Origin of the sequence: Streptomyces sp. NBC_00388, from assembly GCF_036061255.1 — a bacterium.
GTDB lineage: Bacteria > Actinomycetota > Actinomycetes > Streptomycetales > Streptomycetaceae > Streptomyces.
The window spans coordinates 5,819,235-5,836,374 of sequence record NZ_CP107948.1 but is presented as its reverse complement, the minus strand read 5'-3'; the positions used below and the strand labels follow the sequence as shown (position 1 = coordinate 5,836,374).

General features: G+C 70.5%; 12 protein-coding genes. 4 read left to right on the top strand and 8 right to left on the bottom strand.

The window, feature by feature from the left end; all coding sequences use genetic code 11:
* Positions 1 to 9: 9 nt before the first annotated feature.
* Complete coding sequence (locus tag OG917_RS26110; RefSeq protein ID WP_328320104.1) at positions 10 to 1,395, bottom strand: M16 family metallopeptidase; 1,386 nt, start codon at positions 1,393 to 1,395, stop codon at positions 10 to 12.
* Positions 1,396 to 1,576: 181 nt separating this feature from the next.
* On the opposite strand from OG917_RS26110, the gene OG917_RS26105 reads away from it, so the two are divergent.
* Positions 1,577 to 4,024, top strand: a complete 2,448-nt coding sequence (locus OG917_RS26105) for a DNA gyrase/topoisomerase IV subunit A (RefSeq protein WP_328320102.1) — start codon at positions 1,577 to 1,579, stop codon at positions 4,022 to 4,024.
* Between the two features lie 113 nt (positions 4,025 to 4,137).
* Here OG917_RS26105 and OG917_RS26100 read toward each other — a convergent pair whose 3' ends face one another.
* Positions 4,138 to 5,265 carry a CobW family GTP-binding protein gene (locus OG917_RS26100; RefSeq protein WP_328320100.1) on the bottom strand — a complete coding sequence of 376 codons (1,128 nt, stop codon included), beginning with the start codon at positions 5,263 to 5,265 and terminating at the stop codon, positions 4,138 to 4,140.
* Between the two features lie 95 nt (positions 5,266 to 5,360).
* Complete coding sequence (locus OG917_RS26095) at positions 5,361 to 6,500, bottom strand: citrate synthase/methylcitrate synthase (protein ID WP_328320098.1); 1,140 nt, start codon at positions 6,498 to 6,500, stop codon at positions 5,361 to 5,363.
* 206 nt (positions 6,501 to 6,706) lie between these two features.
* Between OG917_RS26095 and OG917_RS26090 the strand changes: the two genes are divergently transcribed.
* Complete coding sequence (locus OG917_RS26090) at positions 6,707 to 7,966, top strand: citrate/2-methylcitrate synthase (RefSeq protein WP_328320096.1); 1,260 nt, start codon at positions 6,707 to 6,709, stop codon at positions 7,964 to 7,966.
* Between the two features lie 106 nt (positions 7,967 to 8,072).
* Here OG917_RS26090 and OG917_RS26085 read toward each other — a convergent pair whose 3' ends face one another.
* The 5 genes from OG917_RS26085 to OG917_RS26065 all read right to left on the bottom strand — a co-directional run bounded on the left by OG917_RS26085 (position 8,073) and on the right by OG917_RS26065 (position 14,256).
* Positions 8,073 to 9,662 carry a glycoside hydrolase family 13 protein gene (locus tag OG917_RS26085; protein ID WP_328320094.1) on the bottom strand — a complete coding sequence of 530 codons (1,590 nt, stop codon included), beginning with the start codon at positions 9,660 to 9,662 and terminating at the stop codon, positions 8,073 to 8,075.
* A gap of 108 nt (positions 9,663 to 9,770) precedes the next feature.
* Complete coding sequence (locus OG917_RS26080; protein ID WP_328320092.1) at positions 9,771 to 10,646, bottom strand: carbohydrate ABC transporter permease; 876 nt, start codon at positions 10,644 to 10,646, stop codon at positions 9,771 to 9,773.
* A 13-nt stretch (positions 10,647 to 10,659) separates the two neighbouring features.
* On the bottom strand, positions 10,660 to 11,616 hold the full coding sequence (locus OG917_RS26075) for a carbohydrate ABC transporter permease (protein ID WP_328320090.1): 957 nt from the start codon (positions 11,614 to 11,616) through the stop codon (positions 10,660 to 10,662).
* Positions 11,617 to 11,698: 82 nt separating this feature from the next.
* Positions 11,699 to 13,111 (bottom strand): extracellular solute-binding protein, encoded by a 1,413-nt coding sequence (locus tag OG917_RS26070; RefSeq protein WP_328320088.1) that lies wholly within the window; start codon positions 13,109 to 13,111, stop codon positions 11,699 to 11,701.
* Between the two features lie 125 nt (positions 13,112 to 13,236).
* A complete protein-coding gene (locus OG917_RS26065) occupies positions 13,237 to 14,256 on the bottom strand; it encodes a LacI family DNA-binding transcriptional regulator (RefSeq protein ID WP_328320086.1) in 1,020 nt (339 codons plus the stop codon).
* Positions 14,257 to 14,344: 88 nt separating this feature from the next.
* On the opposite strand from OG917_RS26065, the gene OG917_RS26060 reads away from it, so the two are divergent.
* A complete protein-coding gene (locus OG917_RS26060) occupies positions 14,345 to 15,979 on the top strand; it encodes a sensor histidine kinase (RefSeq protein ID WP_328320084.1) in 1,635 nt (544 codons plus the stop codon).
* Positions 15,980 to 16,154: 175 nt separating this feature from the next.
* Positions 16,155 to 17,105 (top strand): SDR family NAD(P)-dependent oxidoreductase, encoded by a 951-nt coding sequence (locus OG917_RS26055; RefSeq protein WP_328320083.1) that lies wholly within the window; start codon positions 16,155 to 16,157, stop codon positions 17,103 to 17,105.
* Positions 17,106 to 17,140: the final 35 nt, after the last annotated feature.

Genomic DNA, 17,140 nt, shown 5'->3' with positions numbered 1-17,140 from the left:
CGGGGTCGGTCACTGGTCCGCCTCGGTGGTCTCGGTGGTGGCGGAGGCGTCGTCGGACACGACGTCCGCGCCCGTCTCCTCGGGCTCATCGGCGGCGACGGGCTCGTACACCAGCACGGCCCTGTTGTCGGGGCGCAGCCGCGCCGCGGCGATCTCCTGCACCTCGCCGGCGGTGATGTCCAGCACCCGGCGCACCGCGGTCAGCGCCAGCTGCGGGTCACCGAACAGCACGGCGTACCTGCACAGTTCGTCGGCGCGGCCGGCCACCGTGCCGAGCCGGTCGAGCCACTCCCGCTCCAGCTGGGCCTGGGCGCGCTCCATCTCCTCGGCCGTGGGGCCCTCGGCGGCGAAGCGGGCCAGCTCCTCGTCGACGGCCGCCTCGATCTGCGGGACCTCGACACCGCCCGACGTCTTGACGTCCAGCCAGCCGAGCGAGGGGGCGCCGGAGAGCCGCAGCAGGCCGAAGCCCGCGGCGACCGCCGTACGGTCCCGCCGCACCAGCCTGTTGTGGAGCAGGGAGGACTCGCCGCCGCCCAGGATGGTCAGCGCGATGTCCGCAGCGTCGCACGCGCGGGAGCCGTCCTCGGGGAGCCGGTACGCGGCCATCAGCGCACGCGAGGGAACCTCCTCGTACAGCTCCTCACGCACCTCACCACCGAGGGTGTCGGGCAGGGAGCCGTCCCGCGGCGGCTGCTTGCCGTCGTGGGAGGGGATGGTCCCGAAGTACTTCTCGACCCAGGCGAGCGTCTGCTCCGGGTCGATGTCGCCGACGACCGAGAGCACGGCGTTGTTGGGCGCGTAGTTCGTGCGGAAGAACGCGCGCGCGTCCTCCAGCGTCGCCGCGTCCAGGTCGGCCATGGAGCCGATCGGAGTGTGGTGGTACGGGTGGCCCTCCGGGTACGAGAGGGCGGTCAGCTTCTCGAACGCCGTGCCGTACGGCACGTTGTCGTAGCGCTGGCGGCGCTCGTTCTTGACGACGTCCCGCTGGTTCTCCATGGACTCCTCGTCGAGCGCGGCGAGGAGGGAGCCCATCCGGTCGGCTTCGAGCCAGAGCGCCAACTCCAGCTGGTGCGCGGGCATCGTCTCGAAGTAGTTGGTGCGCTCGAAGCTGGTGGTGCCGTTGAGCGAGCCCCCGGCCCCCTGCACCAGCTCGAAGTGGCCGTTGCCCTTGACCTGCCCCGACCCCTGGAACATCAGGTGCTCGAAGAGGTGGGCGAGGCCGGTACGGCCCTTGACTTCGTGGCGTGAACCGACGTCGTACCAGAGGCAGACCGCGGCGACCGGGGTCAGGTGGTCCTCGGAGAGCACCACCCGCAGGCCGTTGGCCAGCCGGTGCTCGGTCGCTGTCAGGCCGCCGGAACCGGCCTCGGCTGTGGCCGTGTGACCCATGGGCATGTACGTCCCTTCGATCGCGTGTGTTGACCGCGTTGAAATGCAGTCCTGCCACTGTATGCAAGCGCGCCGACAGCCGGGAGCCATCCCGGTGTGCACGGGTCGCGGTCGGTGTTGTCAGTGGGACAGTCCACAATGGTCGGCGTCAGTACCGGACCAGGCACGTGAAGGAGCCGCAGCAGCGATGGCCCGCCGCAGCACGAAGACCCCGCCTCCGGAGGACTTCGAGGAGAAGATTCTCGACATCGACGTGGTCGATGAAATGCAGGGCTCCTTCCTTGAGTACGCGTACTCGGTGATCTACTCACGGGCCCTGCCGGATGCCCGTGACGGCATGAAGCCCGTGCACCGGCGCATTCTCTACCAGATGAACGAGATGGGGCTGCGGCCCGACCGCAGCTACGTGAAGTGCGCCCGCGTCGTCGGCGAGGTCATGGGCAAGCTGCACCCGCACGGTGACGCGTCGATCTACGACGCCCTGGTGCGGCTCTCCCAGCCGTTCTCGATGCGGCTCCCCCTCGTCGACGGCCACGGCAACTTCGGCTCGCTCGGCAACGACGACCCGCCGGCCGCGATGCGGTACACCGAGTGCCGGATGGCTGACGCCACCTCACTGATGACCGAGTCGATCGACGAGAACACGGTCGACTTCGAGCCGAACTACGACGGCCAGGAGCGCGAGCCCGTCGTGCTCCCGGCCGCCTATCCGAACCTGCTGGTCAACGGCTCGTCCGGGATCGCGGTCGGCATGGCGACCAATATGCCCCCGCACAATCTCGGCGAGATCATCGCGGCGGCCCGTCATCTGATCAAGCACCCGGGCGCGGACCTCGACACCCTCATGCGCTTCGTGCCGGGCCCCGACCTGCCGACCGGCGGCCGGATCGTCGGGCTGGACGGGATCAGGGACGCCTACGAGCGCGGGCGCGGCACCTTCAAGATCCGCGCGACGGCCACCGTGGAGAACGTCACGCCGCGCCGCAAGGGCATCGTCGTCACCGAACTGCCCTTCGCCGTCGGCCCGGAGAAGGTCCGAGCCAAGATCAAGGACCTGGTGGCGTCGAAGAAGCTCCAGGGCATCGCCGACCTGAAGGACCTCACCGACCGGTCGCACGGACTGCGGCTGGTCATCGAGGTGAAGAACGGCTTCGTGCCCGAGGCGGTGCTGGAGCAGCTCTACAAGCTCACCCCGATGGAGGAGTCCTTCGGTATCAACAACGTGGCGCTGGTCGACGGACAGCCGCTGACGCTGGGCCTCAAGGAGCTCCTGGAGGTCTATCTCGACCACCGCTTCTCGGTCGTCAGGCGGCGCAGCGAGTTCCGCAGGACCAAGCGGCAGGACCGTCTGCATCTGGTCCTCGGGCTGCTCGTGGCGCTGCTCGACATCGACGAGGTCATCCGCCTCATCCGGTCCAGCGACAACTCGGCGCAGGCCAAGGAGCGGCTGATCTCGCACTTCTCGCTCAGCGAGATCCAGACGCAGTACATCCTGGACACGCCGCTGCGCCGCCTCACCAAGTTCGACCGGATCGAGCTGGAGAGCGAGCGCGACCGGCTGAACAAGGAGATCGAGGAGCTGACCCGGATCCTGGACTCCGACGCGGAGCTGCGCAAACTGGTCTCGGGCGAACTGGCCGCGGTGGCGAAGAAGTTCTCCACCGACCGCCGTACGGTGCTGCTGGAGTCGGCGGGTACTCCGGTCGCCGCGGCCTCCCTGGAGGTCGCCGACGACCCGTGCCGGGTCCTGCTGTCGTCCACGGGGCTGCTGGCGCGTACGGCCACCGCCGAGATGCTCAGTACCGAGGGGCAGAAGCGCACCAAGCACGATGTGGTGGTCTCGGCCGTACCGGCGACCGCGCGCGGCGACATCGGTGTGGTGACATCGGCCGGCCGCCTGCTGCGGCTCGCGGTCATCGACCTGCCGCAGCTGCCGGACACGATGTCCGCCCCCAGCCTGGCGGGCGGCGCGCGGATCGCGGAGTTCGTCTCACTGGCCGACGGCGAGCGGGTGGTCTGCCTCACCACGGTCGACGAGTCGTCGCCCGGCCTGGCGATCGGCACGGAACAGGGCATCGTGAAGCGGGTCGTTCCCGACTATCCGGCCCACAAGGACGAGTTGGAGGTCATCGGCCTCAGGGACGGCGACCGGATCGTCGGCGCGGCCGAGCTGCGGACGGGCGACGAGGACCTGGTCTTCATCACCGACGACGCACAGCTGCTGCGCTATCCGGCCGGCCAGGTCAGGCCGCAGGGCCGGGCCGCCGGCGGTATGGCCGGCATCAAGCTGGCGGACGGAGCCAAGGTGATCTCGTTCACCGCGGTGGACCCGGCCGCCGGTGCGGTGGTCCTCACGGTCGCGAGCTCGCACGGCACACTGGACGACTCGGTGCGTACGGCGAAGCTGACCCCGTTCGACCAGTACCCGCGCAAGGGCCGGGCGACCGGCGGGGTGCGCTGTCAGCGCTTCCTGAAGGGCGAGGACCTGCTGGTGCTCGCCTGGGCCGGAGAGACACCGGTGCGGGCCGCAGCAGCGAACGGCGCCCCGGCCGAACTGCCGGAACCGGACCCGCGCCGGGACGGCTCGGGTCTGCCGCTCACGTCGGCGGTGGCGAAGCTCGCGGGACCGGTGTAGTCCGGCGGTTCCTGGCCTGACCGGCGGGGCCCGCGCCGGGCGGGCCCGGTGGCCGGGCGGGTCCGCGCCGGGCGGGTCCGGTGGCCGGGCCCGCCGGCCGACCTGATCCGCACTCAGTACGACAGCCCGGCCTCTTCGGTTCCGTCCGGTTCTCCCGGGCCCTCGGAGAGGCCGGGTACGTAGCGCAGGACACCCCACATGGCTTCGGCCGGGACCTCCTGCGGTGCGCTCTCGCGGCAGCCGTCCAGCCGGTCGCGTACCACTGCGGCGTCGATACCCGAGCCGATCAGGACCAGTTGGGTACGGGGCTCCTCGTCCCCCGCCCGGGGCGAGGGGTAGAAACGCAGGAAGTTGCCCACCGCGTGCAGGGTGTACCTCTCCGGATGCCCGGGGACCCCGAAGTGGACGAAACCCTTGATGCGGTAGAGGCCGTCGGGCCGGGTGTCGAGAAAATCCATGAACCGCCGCGGGTTCACCGGCTCCGCCGAGACGAACTCGACGCTCTCGTAGAGCGCGTGCAGATGGCCGCTGTGCTCCCCGCCACCCGCGCAGGGCCCGGCTTCCGGCTCTGCGGCGCCCGTACCGTCCGCCCCCGCGCCGTCGCGCAGGTCGTCGAAGGAGAGCTGGCCGACGCGTTCGCCTGCCGGTCTGCGGTCGATCAGCAGGCCCGGGTCGATCTGCCCGTACTCGGCGCCGATCACCGGGACGCCGACGGCGTGCTCGGCGACCACGGCCCGGATCCGCGCGCGGTCCTGCGCGTCGACCCGGTCCGCCTTGTTGAGGACCACCAGGTCGGCGAGGGCCAGATGGCGGTCGGTCTCCGGGTGGCGGCCGCGGGTCGCGTCGAACTCGGCGGCGTCGACGACCTGGACGAGCCCTCCGTACACGATGTCCGGGTTCCCGCTCGCCAGGATCATCCTGATGAGCTCCTGCGGCTCGGCGAGACCGCTCGCCTCGATGACGATGACGTCGATGCGCAGCTCGGGGCGGGAGAGCCGGCCCAGGTACTCGTCGAGTTCGCTGGTGTCGACTGCGCAGCACAGACAGCCGTCACCGAGCGAGACCATCGAGTCGACCTGGCCCGCGACCGTCATCGCGTCGATCTCGATGGCACCGAAGTCATTGACGACGGCGCCGATCCGGGTGCCTCTGCTCTGCCGGAGCAGATGGTTGAGCAGCGTGGTCTTGCCGGATCCGAGGAATCCCGCGAGGACGACGACGGGCACGGGTTTACTGGACATGGGCACCGATCCTAAGGGCTGTGGGCACCGCGCCGGCCGCCCCGGGCCGGTCCCCCGGCATGGTCCCGGCGCCCTCCCGCCCGGTGGCCTGCCGGTCAGCCGACGGCCGGCACCGGCTGCGGCGGGGGCGGCCCCACATAGCGGGCGGCAGGACGGATGATCTTGGAGTCGGCGGCCTGCTCCAGGATGTTGGCGCTCCAGCCGATCACCCGCGCCACACAGAAGGTCGGCGTGAACATGGAGCGCGGCAGCCCGCACTGCTCCATGACGACACCCGCGTAGAACTCGACGTTGGTGTGCAGCTCCCGGCCGGGCTTGAGCTCGGCGAGCAGTGCTTCCACCCGCTCCTCGACCTGGACGGCGAAACCGGCGAGGGGCCCGCCGAACCGCAGGGCGATATCGCGCAGCATCCGCGAGCGCGGGTCCTCGGTGCGGTAGACGGGATGCCCGAACCCCATGATCCGCTCCCCCGCCAGCACCTTCTCCCGTATCCACGGGTCGATGCGCTCCGGTGTGCCGATGGCGTCGAGGGTGTCCAGCGCCCGGCTCGGCGCTCCGCCGTGGAGCGGGCCCGAGAGCGCACCGACCGCCCCCACCAGACAGGCCGCCACATCCGCGCCGGTGGAGGCGATGACGCGCGCGGTGAAGGTGGAGGCGTTGAATCCGTGGTCGATGGTGGAGACCAGGTACTGCTCGACGGCGCGCGCCCGGTCCGGGTCCGGCTCCTCACCACTGATCATGTAGAGGTAGTTGGCCGCCGCGGGCAGATCGTCGCGCGGCTCGACGGGTTCCAGTCCCCGGCCGATCCGGTGCAGCGCGGCCAGCAGGGTCGGTACGACGGCGCAGGCAGCGAGGGTGTCGGCGACCCTGCGGTCCGTTCCGATGTCGTAGACCGGCCGGAAGTCCGCCTCCGCTCCGAGCAGGGAGAGCGCGGTCCGCAGCCCGGCGAGCGGCCCTGCGCCTGCCCGGGAGAGGGCCGGCAGCACCTCGCGGACGGCGTCGGGGAGCCGGCGCAGCGGGACGGTCCTGGCCGTGAAGGCTGCGCGCTGGGTGGCATCGGGGAGCTCGCCGTGGACCATCAGGTACCAGACGTCCTCGAAGGTGCGCAGATGCGCAAGCTCGACAGCCGAGTACTGCCGGTAGTGGTAGAAGCCCTCGCGGCCCCGCACGTCTCCCAGCTCGGTGTCCGTGACGACTACACCCGCGAGCCCTCGTGGAGCGGTGATGGTGGACATGGCTGCCTCCTTGGTCGGTGCGCCGCTTCATGTCATGTCATGGGCCACCCGGTATGAGCTGCTCCTCATGTGCGCCTCATGGGTGCCTCGCGACGCGCTCCCTCTTCCTTGATTCGACTGTCCATGATTGACTCTAATGCTGTCAACATTGATTTAATCAACATAGGTACTGCACATGGACACTCCACATGGATACGGTGAGCCACATGAGCGATCCATCAGCGGCAGCGGAGCCCCGGCGGCTGACCACCCGGGAAGCGGCGGACCGGCTCGGGGTGAAGCCCGAGACCGTGTACGCGTACGTCAGCCGGGGCCAGCTCGGCAGCCGTCGCGCCCCGGGCGGCCGGGGAAGCACCTTCGACGCCGCCGAGGTCGAGGCGCTGGCCGCGCGCGGTACGCGGCGGGAGGCCCAGCCGTCCGGCACCGATCTGACCTTCCGCACCGGGGTGACACTCATCGACCCGGACGCCGGCCGCTACTACTACCGGGGGGTGGACGCGGCCGCTCTCGCCGGGCAGTACGGCTACGAGGAGGTGGCCGAGTGGCTGTGGACCGGAAGGCTGCGCCCCGGAGTACGGTTCACCGCCCCGCCCGAGGCTCTGGCCGCCGGGCGACGGGCGGTCGGGGCGCTCCCCGCCCACAGCACGGCGATGGACCGGCTTCGGGCCGCGGCCGTCGCCGCCTCCGCGACCGATCCGCTGCGCTTCGACCTCTCGCCGGAATCCGTCCTCGGGACGGCACGCGCCCTGATCCCCACCCTGGTGGGCTCACTGCCGCCGGAGGGCTCACCGGACGAGGACGGTACGGACGGAGGACTGGCCGCCAGGCTCTGGCGACGGCTCACCGCGCGCGCCCCTGACGAGGCCTCACTGGCCGTACTGGAAGCGGCTCTTGTCCTGCTCATCGACCACGACCTGGCCGCTTCCACGCTGGCCACGAGGGTCGCGGCCTCCGCCCGCGCACATCCGTACGCCGTCGTCTCGGCCGGGCTCGGCGCACTGGAGGGGCCCCTGCACGGCGCCGCCAGCGGACTGGCCCACCGGATGCTCGCGGAAGTGCTGGAGCGGGGCGGGGCGGCCCCGGTCGTCGCCGACCACTTGCGGGCCGGCCGGCGCGTACCGGGCCTCGGCCACCGGCTGTACCGGGGCGAGGACCCCCGGGCCGGGGTGCTGTTCGCACTGCTCGACGAGGTCCCGGCGGCGGCTCCCGCGCTCGGCGCCGCCCGCGACGTGCTGACGACCGTGGCCCGCCACACCGAGCTGCACGCCAACGTCGATCTGGCGCTCGCCGTGTTCTCGGTGGCCTCGGGGATGCGCGCCGAGGCGGGGGAGGCACTCTTCGCCGTGGCCAGGACGGCGGGCTGGATCGCCCACGCGCAGGAGGAGTACGCGGAACGGCCGCTGCGGTTGCGGCCGGGCGGCCAGTACAACGGCCCTCCCCCGCCGCAGGACCTGCCCCGGCCGTGATCCGTCGCGGTCGTCGCCGTCCCCGTGCGCCGGCGGGGTGAGCGGGGACACCGTGCGACGGATCACGAGAGCCGTCCGGGGAGGAGCGGGCGGTCCGGCTGCGGAGTCAGGCCCGCAGCCAGACCGCCGTGTCCTGCGGAAGACGGCCCCCGCCGTCCAGGGGGCCGCTGCGGAGCAGGACGTGTGAGTGGGCGGGGAGCACGGCGGGCTCCGCGGCGAGGTTGACGACGCAGACGAGCCCCTCGGGGCGGGCGAAGGCCAGCACACCGTCGGCCGCGGGCAGCCAGCTCAGCGGCCCGTCCCCGAATCCGGCCTCCGACCGGCGGAGTCCGAGCGCCGTGCGGTAGAGCGAGAGCATCGAGTCCGTCTGCCCCGCCTGGAGTTCGGCCGCGTAGTGCGTCCAGGCCTCTGGCTGCGGGAGCCAGGGCTCGGCGGCGGGCGGTGCGGCCGTCCAGGGCAGCGGCACGCGGCAGCCGTCGCGGCCCGGATCCGTGCCGCCGGAACGGAAGTGCATCGGGTCCTGGATCCGGTCCAGCGGGATCTCCACCTCGGGCAGCCCGAGCTCCTCGCCCTGATAGAGGTAGACGGATCCGGGCAGTGCCAGCGAGAGCAGCGCGGCCGCGCGGGCTCTGCGGGTCCCGAGTTCCAGGTCGGTCGGGGTGCCGAAGGCCTTGGCCGCGAAGTCGAAGCCGGTCTCCCGCCGTCCGTAGCGGGTGACCGTGCGGGTCACGTCGTGGTTGCACAGCACCCACGTCGCCGGAGCGCCGACAGGGGCGTGCTCCGCGAGGGTCTCCTCCACCGCGGTCCGGAGCCGCGCCGCATCCCACGGGCAGGCCAGGAAGTTGAAGTTGAACGCCGTGTGCAGCTCGTCCGGGCGCAGATAGCGGGCGAAGCGCTCGGAGTCCGGCAGCCACACCTCACCGACGAAGACACCGCCGTACTCGTCGGCGACGGCCCGCCACGAGCGGTAGATGTCGTGAATCTCGTCCTGGTCGATATAGGGATGCGGATCGCGCCCCTCGACGAAGTCGGGCAGCCCGTCCGCCTTGGTGAGCAGCGCGGCCGAGTCGATCCGCACGCCGGCGACCCCCCGTTCGAACCAGAAGCGCAGCACGTTCTCGTGCTCCTCGCGCACCACGGGGTGGGTCCAGTTGAGGTCGGGCTGCTCCGGGGCGAAGAGATGGAGGTACCACTCGCCGTCCTCGACCCGGGTCCAGGTGGAACCGGCGAACTGGGACGGCCAGTCGTTGGGGGCGAGTTCGCCGTGCTCGCCCCGCCCGGGGCGGAAGTGGAAGAGTTCGCGCTCCGGGCTGCCCGGTCCCGCGGCGAGCGCCGCCCTGAACCAGGCGTGCTGGTCGGATACGTGGTTGGGCACGATGTCGACGATGGTGCGGATGCCCAGCTCACGTGCTTCGGCGATGAGCTTCTCGGCCTCGCCGAGGGTTCCGAAGGCAGGGTCGATGCTGCGGTAGTCGGCCACGTCGTAGCCGCCGTCCGCGAGTGGCGAAAGGTACCAGGGGGTGAACCAGAGCGCGTCGACGCCCAGTTCGGCGAGGTACGGAAGCCGGCCGCGTACACCCGCCAGATCGCCGGTGCCGTCACCGTCCGCATCGGCGAAACTGCGTACGTACACCTGGTAGATGGCGGCGGAACGCCACCAGTCCTCAGTGGCCTCGGGCGGAGGGATGGCTGCCACGTGACGGTCCTTTCGGGCAGGGGGGACTCCGCCGCCGGCCCCGGACAGCGGGGCGCCGGGACGGAGCCGGCGGCGGAGCGCAGAGGGGAGGTGGTCCGGAGGCGGTGGTCAGCCCTTCAGGCTGCCGGCGGTCAGACCGCTCATGATGTTGCGCTGGAAGATCAGGAAGATGATCAGCGTCGGCGCCGATGCCATGGCGAGTGCGGCGATGAGCCAGTTCTCGGGTACCCCCTGGGCCAGCGAGTAGATACCGACGTTGAGCGTCTGCTTGTTCGGGTCGGGCAGGGTGAGCATCGGCCAGAGGAAGTCCTTCCAGACGCCGACGATCGCGAAGATCGAGACCACTCCCAGGATGGGCCGGGAGATGGGCAGCACCACCGAGCGCAGGGTGCGCAGCGGCGAGGCCCCGTCGATGGACGCCGCGTCCAGCAGTTCCCGCGGGATGGAGTCGAAGAACCGCTTCAGCAGGAAGATGTTGAACGCGTTCGTCACCGAGGGAAGCCAGATCACCCAGGGCGAGTTGAGCAGGTTGCGCTGGAATAGCGGCACGTCGAGCACCGTGAGGTACTGCGGTACGACAAGCACCGTGGCCGGGATCATCAGCGTCGCCAGCATCATCCCGAGGATGGCCTTGCCGAAGACGGGCCTGAGCTTGGAGAGCGAGTAGGCCGCGGCGACGTCGAAGACCAGTTGGAAGGCGAGCGCCCCGAAGGCGTAGTAGAGCGTGTTGAGGAGCAGCTTGGACAGCTGCATCACGTGCCATGCCTTGGAGTAGTTGTCCGGGTGGAGGCTCTTGGGGAAGGCGGTGGGCGGTGACTGGGCGATCTCCTGCGCGGTCTTCAGGCCCCCGGTCACCATCCAGTACAGGGGGCCGAGGAAGACCAGGGTGAAGAAGAGGACGACCAGGGTGAGGACGCCCCAGTAGACGGCCTTCCCGCGGGGCCTGCCCAGTTGGGCGGGTGAGATCAGAGTGCGCTCTGCCATCGTCGTCGTACCCCTAGCTCTCGCTGTCGCGGCTCAGCCGGACGTACGCCGCCGAGAATCCGGCCAGCAGCACCAGCAGGACCAGGCCGAGTGCGGCGGCGCCGCCGTAGTTGTTGAAGTTGAAGGCGTACTGGTAGATGAGGTAGACGACGGTCGTCGTCGACCCCTCAGGTCCGGCGCCGTTGGTCAGCAGGAAGGGTTCGGTGAAGACCTGCATCGTCGCGATGATCTGCATCAGCAGGAGCAGCGAGAGGATCAGCCGGGTCTGCGGGACGGTGACGTGCCAGATCTTCCGCAGGAGGCCTGCGCCGTCGAGTTCGGCCGCCTCGTACAGCTCGCCCGGGATGCCCTGCAGGGCGGCGAGGTAGATCAGCGTGGCACCGCCCATGTTCATCCAGGTGGAGGCGATGACCACCGAGAGCATCGAGGTGCTGGTGGACTGGAGCCACTGCTGTTCCGGCAGGTGCAGAAAGTGCAGGATGCCGTTGAAGAGCCCGTAGCCGGGGTCGTAGAAGTACTTGAACAGCAGGACGGACGCGACCGGCGGCAGCATCACGGGGAGATACACGAGCAGGCGCAAGTACCCCTGGGCGTGCCGGAACTCATTGATCACGATCGCGATGACGAACGGTACGAGGAAGCCGAGCAGCAGCGCCAGGCCGGTGAAGAGCAGGGTGTTGCGCCAGGCCTGCCAGAAGGCCGGGTCATGGAACACGTAGTCCAGGTTGGCCAGGCCGACCCAGGTGGTCCTGCCCGCCTCGTTCTTCTGGAAGGCCAGGAGGAACTCCCTGACCATCGGGTACCAAGAGAAGAAGGCGAAGCAGAGCACGGCGCCGATCAGGAAGCCGTGCGCCGAGAGGTTGCGCCGCAGGTTGCGGACGAAGACCTCACGGCGGGCCGCCGGCTGCGGACCGGCGGGTTGCGGGGGCTTCACCGCCGTGCTGCTGGTGGACAGGGTGGGGGCCGACATCGTCTCTCCTTGGCGCCGGTTCGCGGGCTGGGCCGGGCCGGGACCTCCCGGTCCCGGCCCACACGGTGCTGTGCCGGGCTGCCTAGTTCGCCAGGACCTGGTTGACCTGCTGCTCAGCGGTGGAGAGCAGCGCGTCGACGTTGGCGTTCTTGTTGGTCAGCACGCCGGACATCGCGTTGTCGAGGATCTTGTAGATCTCCTGCGCCTTGGCCGGCTCGGCCTTGCCCTTGACGGGGTTGTCCATGAACGGCTTGAAGTTCTCCACCGGCATGGTCGCGTTGTCGGTCCTGGACTGGAGGTCCTTCGCCTTGGTGTCCCCGGTCCAGAAGTTCGGCTGCGGGAGGCCCACCGGCAGCTTGTCGGACTTGGAGCGCGCCCACTCGAACTGCCCCTTGCCGGGGGTGAGCGTCTTGAAGTTGACCCAGGCGATGGCTGCCTTGATCTTGTCCGGGGAACTGCCCTGCTTGATCATGTAGTCGTTGCCGCCGAAGAGCGTGGACCGGCCGCCGGGGATCGGGCCCATGCCGTAGTCCTCGTACGTGGCACCGAGCTGCTGGACCATGTAGGTGAGGTCGTCCGGGGCGGCGAGGAACATGCCGAGCTTGTCGGTGGAGATCTGCTTCTGCAGATCTCCCCACTTGAGCAGCTGGGTCTTGCCCATGCTGTCGTCGTCCCAGCGCATGGTCTTGAGGTTCGTCAGGACCTGCTTGCCGGTGGCGTTGTTGAAGGCGGCCTTCCTGCCGTCCGGGGTGACGACGTCGCCGCCGAGGCCGTACATCTCGGCGGTGAAGTGCCAGCCGCCCTGGTTGGTCGCGCTGTAGTCGCCGTAGCCCGCGATGCCGTTGCCGAGGCCCGCGATGGCCTTGGCGTCCTTGCGGACCTCTTCCCAGGTGGTCGGCGGCTTGTTGGGGTCGAGCCCGGCCTGCTTGAAGAGCTTGCGGTTGATCATCAAGCCCATCGTGTAGTTGCTGGTGGGCAGGCCGTAGGTCTTGCCGTCCCTCTTCAGGACGTTCATCACGTCCGGGTCGATGCTGCCCAGCGCGGGGACGGTCTTGGGGGTCACGTACGCCGAGATGTCGGCGGCTCCGCCGTTGTCCAGCACCTGCTGGAGGTCGGTGAAGTACGTGTAGAAGACGTCCGGCTGGGACTTCCCCTTGAGCGCGGCGGTGAAGCGCGTGGGCTCCTCGCACTGGCCGGGGGTGGACTTACCGTCGATCGTGACGTTCGGGTACTGCTCGTTGAACGCCTTGATGTCCTCCTTCCACTCCCGCAGCTCGGCCGCCTTCGCGGCCGGCGGCATGCAGTCCATGGTCAGCGTGACCTTGGTCTTCGGGTCGAGTGGAGCGGACGGGTCCGAACTGCCGCCACCTGATCCCTTGTTGCTGTCGTCGCTGCTGCTGGTGCCGCAGGCAGCCAGTGCGGTCAGAGCGAGCGCGGAGACAAGGGCAGCCGCCGCGGTACGGCGGTGGGTCGGGCGGAACCAGGTGCTTCTCATCGGTGGTCCCCTTGTGGGCAAGAGCGCTGGAAGCCCACAGCTGCGTCGCTGTGTGGCGGCGCAAACTCAACCACCGACAGCAGCACTCCGCAAGATGTCGCGCAGATTCCGCAAATTTTTGACAGCTAGCGCGCCCCACCCCGTGACACCTGTGCGGTGGAACCGCGCACCACGAGTTCGGGCTCGAAGAGCAGCTCGTCGGAGGGGACCGCACGGCCGCCGATCTGCACCGTGAGCAGCTCGACCGCGGCCCGCCCCATCGCCTCGATGGGCTGGCGGACCGTGGTCAGCGGAGGCTCCGTGCAGTTCATGAAGGCCGAGTCGTCGTAGCCGACGATCGAGACGTCCCCGGGCACCGAGAGACCCCGCCGGCGGGCGGCGCGCACCGCACCGAGGGCGAGCGGGTCGCTCGCGCAGATGACCCCGGTGACCCCCTGGTCCAGCAGCCTGGCCGCCGCCGCCTGGCCGCCCTCCAGCGAGAACATCGCCCGCACGACCCGCTCGTCGGGGAGTTCGGCGCCGAGCTCCGCCGCGATCACCCGGGCGGCTTCCAGCTTGCGCATCGACGGGAGGTGGTCGCTGGGCCCGAGCACCAGGCCGATCCGCTCGTGGCCGAGTGAGGCCAGATGGCGCCAGGCCTGGTCGAGGGCGACCGCGTCGTCGCAGGAGACCCCGGGGAAACCGAGGTGCGCGATGGCCGCGTTGATCAGAACGACCGGAATCCTGCGGTCCGCGAGTACCTTGTAGTGGTCGTGCGGGGCATCGAGCTGAGCGTAGAGCCCGCCCGCGAAGACGACCCCGGAGACCTGCTGCTCCAGCAGGAGTTCGACGTAGTCGGCCTCGGACACGCCGCCCTTGGTCTGGGTGCAGAGGACGGGCGTCAGCCCCTGCTGCGCGAGGGCGCCCCCGACCACTTCGGCGAAGGCGGGGAAGATGGGGTTCTGGAGCTCCGGGAGCACCAGGCCCACGAGCCGGGCCCGTTCACCCCGCAGCTGGGTAGGGCGTTCGTACCCCAGCACATCGAGTGCGGACAGCACAGCCTGGCGGGTGGCCTCCGAGACACCGGGCCTGCCGTTGAGTACCCGGCTGACCGTGGCCTCGCTGACCCCAACCTTCTGTGCCACCTGTGCAAGTCGTCGCGTCATACACGCAAGATTAGCGCAAGGCTCGCAAGCGGTTTGCGTAACCTTGGGAACTTCCGGTAGCTCCTCGCGGCCTCTACCGTTCTGCCACATGAACACCGGACAGCCCTGGAAACGTCGTATCGGACTGCCCCGCCGGGTGTTCTCCCAGGTGCTGCTGATGCAGCTGACCCTGGCCGGCGGGGTGCTCGTCCTGGCCACCGGCCTCTTCCTGCGCCCCCTCGGAGCGCAACTCGACGACCAGGCCATGCGTCGCGCTCTCGCGATCGCCGAGACTACTGCCTCACCCCGGCTGGCGGCGGAACTCCTCGCCTCCCGGCCGACGCCCGGCGGCCCCGTGCAGGCCGAGGCCGAGCGCATCCGCCGGGCCACCCGCGCCGAGTACATCGTGGTCATGGACGTACACGGGATCCGGTGGTCGCACACCACCCGCTCCGAGATCGGACAGCCCGTCTCGACCAGCGCCCGCGATCCGCTGGCCGGCCGCGAGGTCATGGGGATCGACAGCGGCACCCTCGGCCGCTCCGCCCGGGGCAAGGTCCCGCTGCGCGACAGCCACCACCGGATCGTCGGCGCGGTGTCGGTCGGTATCCGGTACGACAGCGTGCGCGCACACCTGCTCGCGACGATCCCGGGGCTTCTGGCGTACGCCGGCGGGGCGCTCGCCGCAGGGGCGCTGGCCGCGTATCTGATCTCCAGGCGGCTCCAGCGGCAGATGCACGACCTTGCGTTCTCCGACATCTCGGCGCTGCTCGCCGAACGCGAGGCGATGCTGCACGGCATCCGTGAGGGCGTCGTCGCCCTGGACGGCGGCGGCAGGATACGGCTCATGAACGACGAGGCCCAGCGGCTGCTCGACCTCGGCCCGGAGATCATCGGGCTCCCCCTCACCGAGGCCCTGGGCGAAGGGCGCACCACCGACGTGCTGGCCGGCCGGGTGACGGGTGAGGACCTGCTGGCGGTACGCGGCCGCCGTGTCCTGGTCGCCAACCGGATGCCCACCGACGACGGGGGCGCCGTGGCCACCCTCCGCGACCGGACGGAACTGGAGCGGCTGGGCCGCGAACTCGACTCCACGCGCGGGCTGATCGACGCGCTGCGCGCGCAGGACCACGAGCACGCCAACCGGATGCACACCCTGCTCGGCCTCCTCGAACTGGAGATGCACGACGAGGCGGCCGATTTCATCAGCGAGGTCGTCGGGGCGCACCGGGCCACCGCGGAACAGGTCACCGAGAAGATCCACGATCCGCTGCTGGCCGCCCTGCTGGTCGGCAAGGCCACCGTGGCGGCGGAGCGCGGGGTCGTCCTGTATCTCACCCCGGCGACCCTGCTGCCGGACCGGCTGGTCGACCCGCAGGGGCTGGTGACGATCGTGGGCAATCTGGTGGACAACGCCCTGGACGCGGTGTCCGGCTGCCCCGGTGCCCGGGTCGAGGTCGAGCTGATCGCCGACGGTCACACGGCGGTCCTGCGCGTCTGCGACAACGGCGCCGGGATACCGGAGGAGCAGCACGGGCAGATCTTCACCGAGGGCTGGTCGACCAAGAAGCTTCCCGCGCACGGGAAGCGAGGCCTGGGGCTGCCGCTGGTCCGCAGACTCGCCGAGCGGCAGGGCGGCAGCGCCCGAGTCGGCTCGGCCGCCGAGGGCGGCGCCGCGTTCACGGTCGTCCTCCCCGAGGCACTGGCCGGGCAGCGGGCGGCGGCCACGGGGGCAGCGGGCTGACGGGCTGACGGGCTGACGGGCCGGCGACGGGCAGATCCGCACCGAGGGCTTGAGGGTGGCGGGGGGCGGTGCGGTGTCGGACGCCTGTCGGCGAAATGTCGGCAGCGGCTGCGATCTTGAGGGGGCCGGATGCTCCCCTGAGCACGCCGCCCCAGAACACAAGGAGCCTGCCATCGTGTCTTCCTCACCCCGGAGCCGACCCTGGGACGTCCACCGGCTGCCTTCTGCCGAGGGCAGGGTCTTCCTGGTCACCGGGGGCAATGCCGGGATCGGCTACTTCGCCGCGGAGCAGCTCGCCGCCACCGGCGCCGTCGTCGTACTGGGCAGCCGGGATGCCACGAGGGCGGGCGCCGCCATGGCCTCGATCCGCTCACGGGTCTCCGGCGCCCGGGTACAGCACCTCCGCCTGGACATCGCCGACCTGGCGTCCCTGAAGAGCGCCGTGGACAGGCTGGACCTCGATCGACTCGACGCGGTGGTCCACAACGCAGGCGTCGCGCTCGACGCCCCGCCCCGCCGGGCGACCGGGGACGGGCACGAGCTGATGTTCGGCACCAACCATCTCGGCCACTTCGCGCTCACCCGGTGGCTGGCCCCCCTGCTGTCCGCGGCGCCGGCGGGCCGCGTCGTGACGGTGGGGAGCTTCGCGGCGCGGTCCGAGCGACTCGACCTGGACGATCTGCAGTCGGCCCGGGACTACCGGCCCAAGCGCACCTACGGCCGGTCGAAACTGGCGCAGATGTCGTTCGGTTTCGAACTCGACCGCCGCCTGCGTGCTGTCGGCAGCACGGTGCTCAGTGTGGTGGCCCACCCGGGCGGCGCACTGGACTCCCTCACCCCCTCCCGCCCGCCGGTACACAGGACAACCCCCGGCGAGCGGGTACGGGCCCTGCCTGCGGGGCTCTTGGTGCAGGGCAAGGACGCCGGAGCCTGGCCCGTCGTCCGCGCCGTCCTCGACCCGGATGTGCGGGGAGGGCAGTTGTGGGGGCCGAGGGTCTTCGGCCTCCGGGGCACGCCACGGCGTGAACCCGTCCCCGCCCACATGGCCGACCAGGCCGTCGCCACCGGCCTGTGGGCTGCCAGCACCGAGCTGGCCGGCACCGATCCGCACCTCGGCTTCCGGTAGGCACACGGCGCCGGGAGCAGCCATCCCGGTCTTCG

Coding starts and splice junctions, on each gene's coding strand:
- OG917_RS26110 (WP_328320104.1), bottom strand. CDS start 1,395: ATGCCCATGGGTCACACGGCCACAGCCGAGGCCGGTTCCGGCGGCCTG.
- OG917_RS26090 (WP_328320096.1), top strand. CDS start 6,707: ATGAGCGATCCATCAGCGGCAGCGGAGCCCCGGCGGCTGACCACCCGG.
- OG917_RS26070 (WP_328320088.1), bottom strand. CDS start 13,111: ATGAGAAGCACCTGGTTCCGCCCGACCCACCGCCGTACCGCGGCGGCT.
- OG917_RS26075 (WP_328320090.1), bottom strand. CDS start 11,616: ATGTCGGCCCCCACCCTGTCCACCAGCAGCACGGCGGTGAAGCCCCCG.
- OG917_RS26095 (WP_328320098.1), bottom strand. CDS start 6,500: ATGTCCACCATCACCGCTCCACGAGGGCTCGCGGGTGTAGTCGTCACG.
- OG917_RS26060 (WP_328320084.1), top strand. CDS start 14,345: ATGAACACCGGACAGCCCTGGAAACGTCGTATCGGACTGCCCCGCCGG.
- OG917_RS26105 (WP_328320102.1), top strand. CDS start 1,577: ATGGCCCGCCGCAGCACGAAGACCCCGCCTCCGGAGGACTTCGAGGAG.
- OG917_RS26100 (WP_328320100.1), bottom strand. CDS start 5,265: ATGTCCAGTAAACCCGTGCCCGTCGTCGTCCTCGCGGGATTCCTCGGA.
- OG917_RS26080 (WP_328320092.1), bottom strand. CDS start 10,646: ATGGCAGAGCGCACTCTGATCTCACCCGCCCAACTGGGCAGGCCCCGC.
- OG917_RS26065 (WP_328320086.1), bottom strand. CDS start 14,256: ATGACGCGACGACTTGCACAGGTGGCACAGAAGGTTGGGGTCAGCGAG.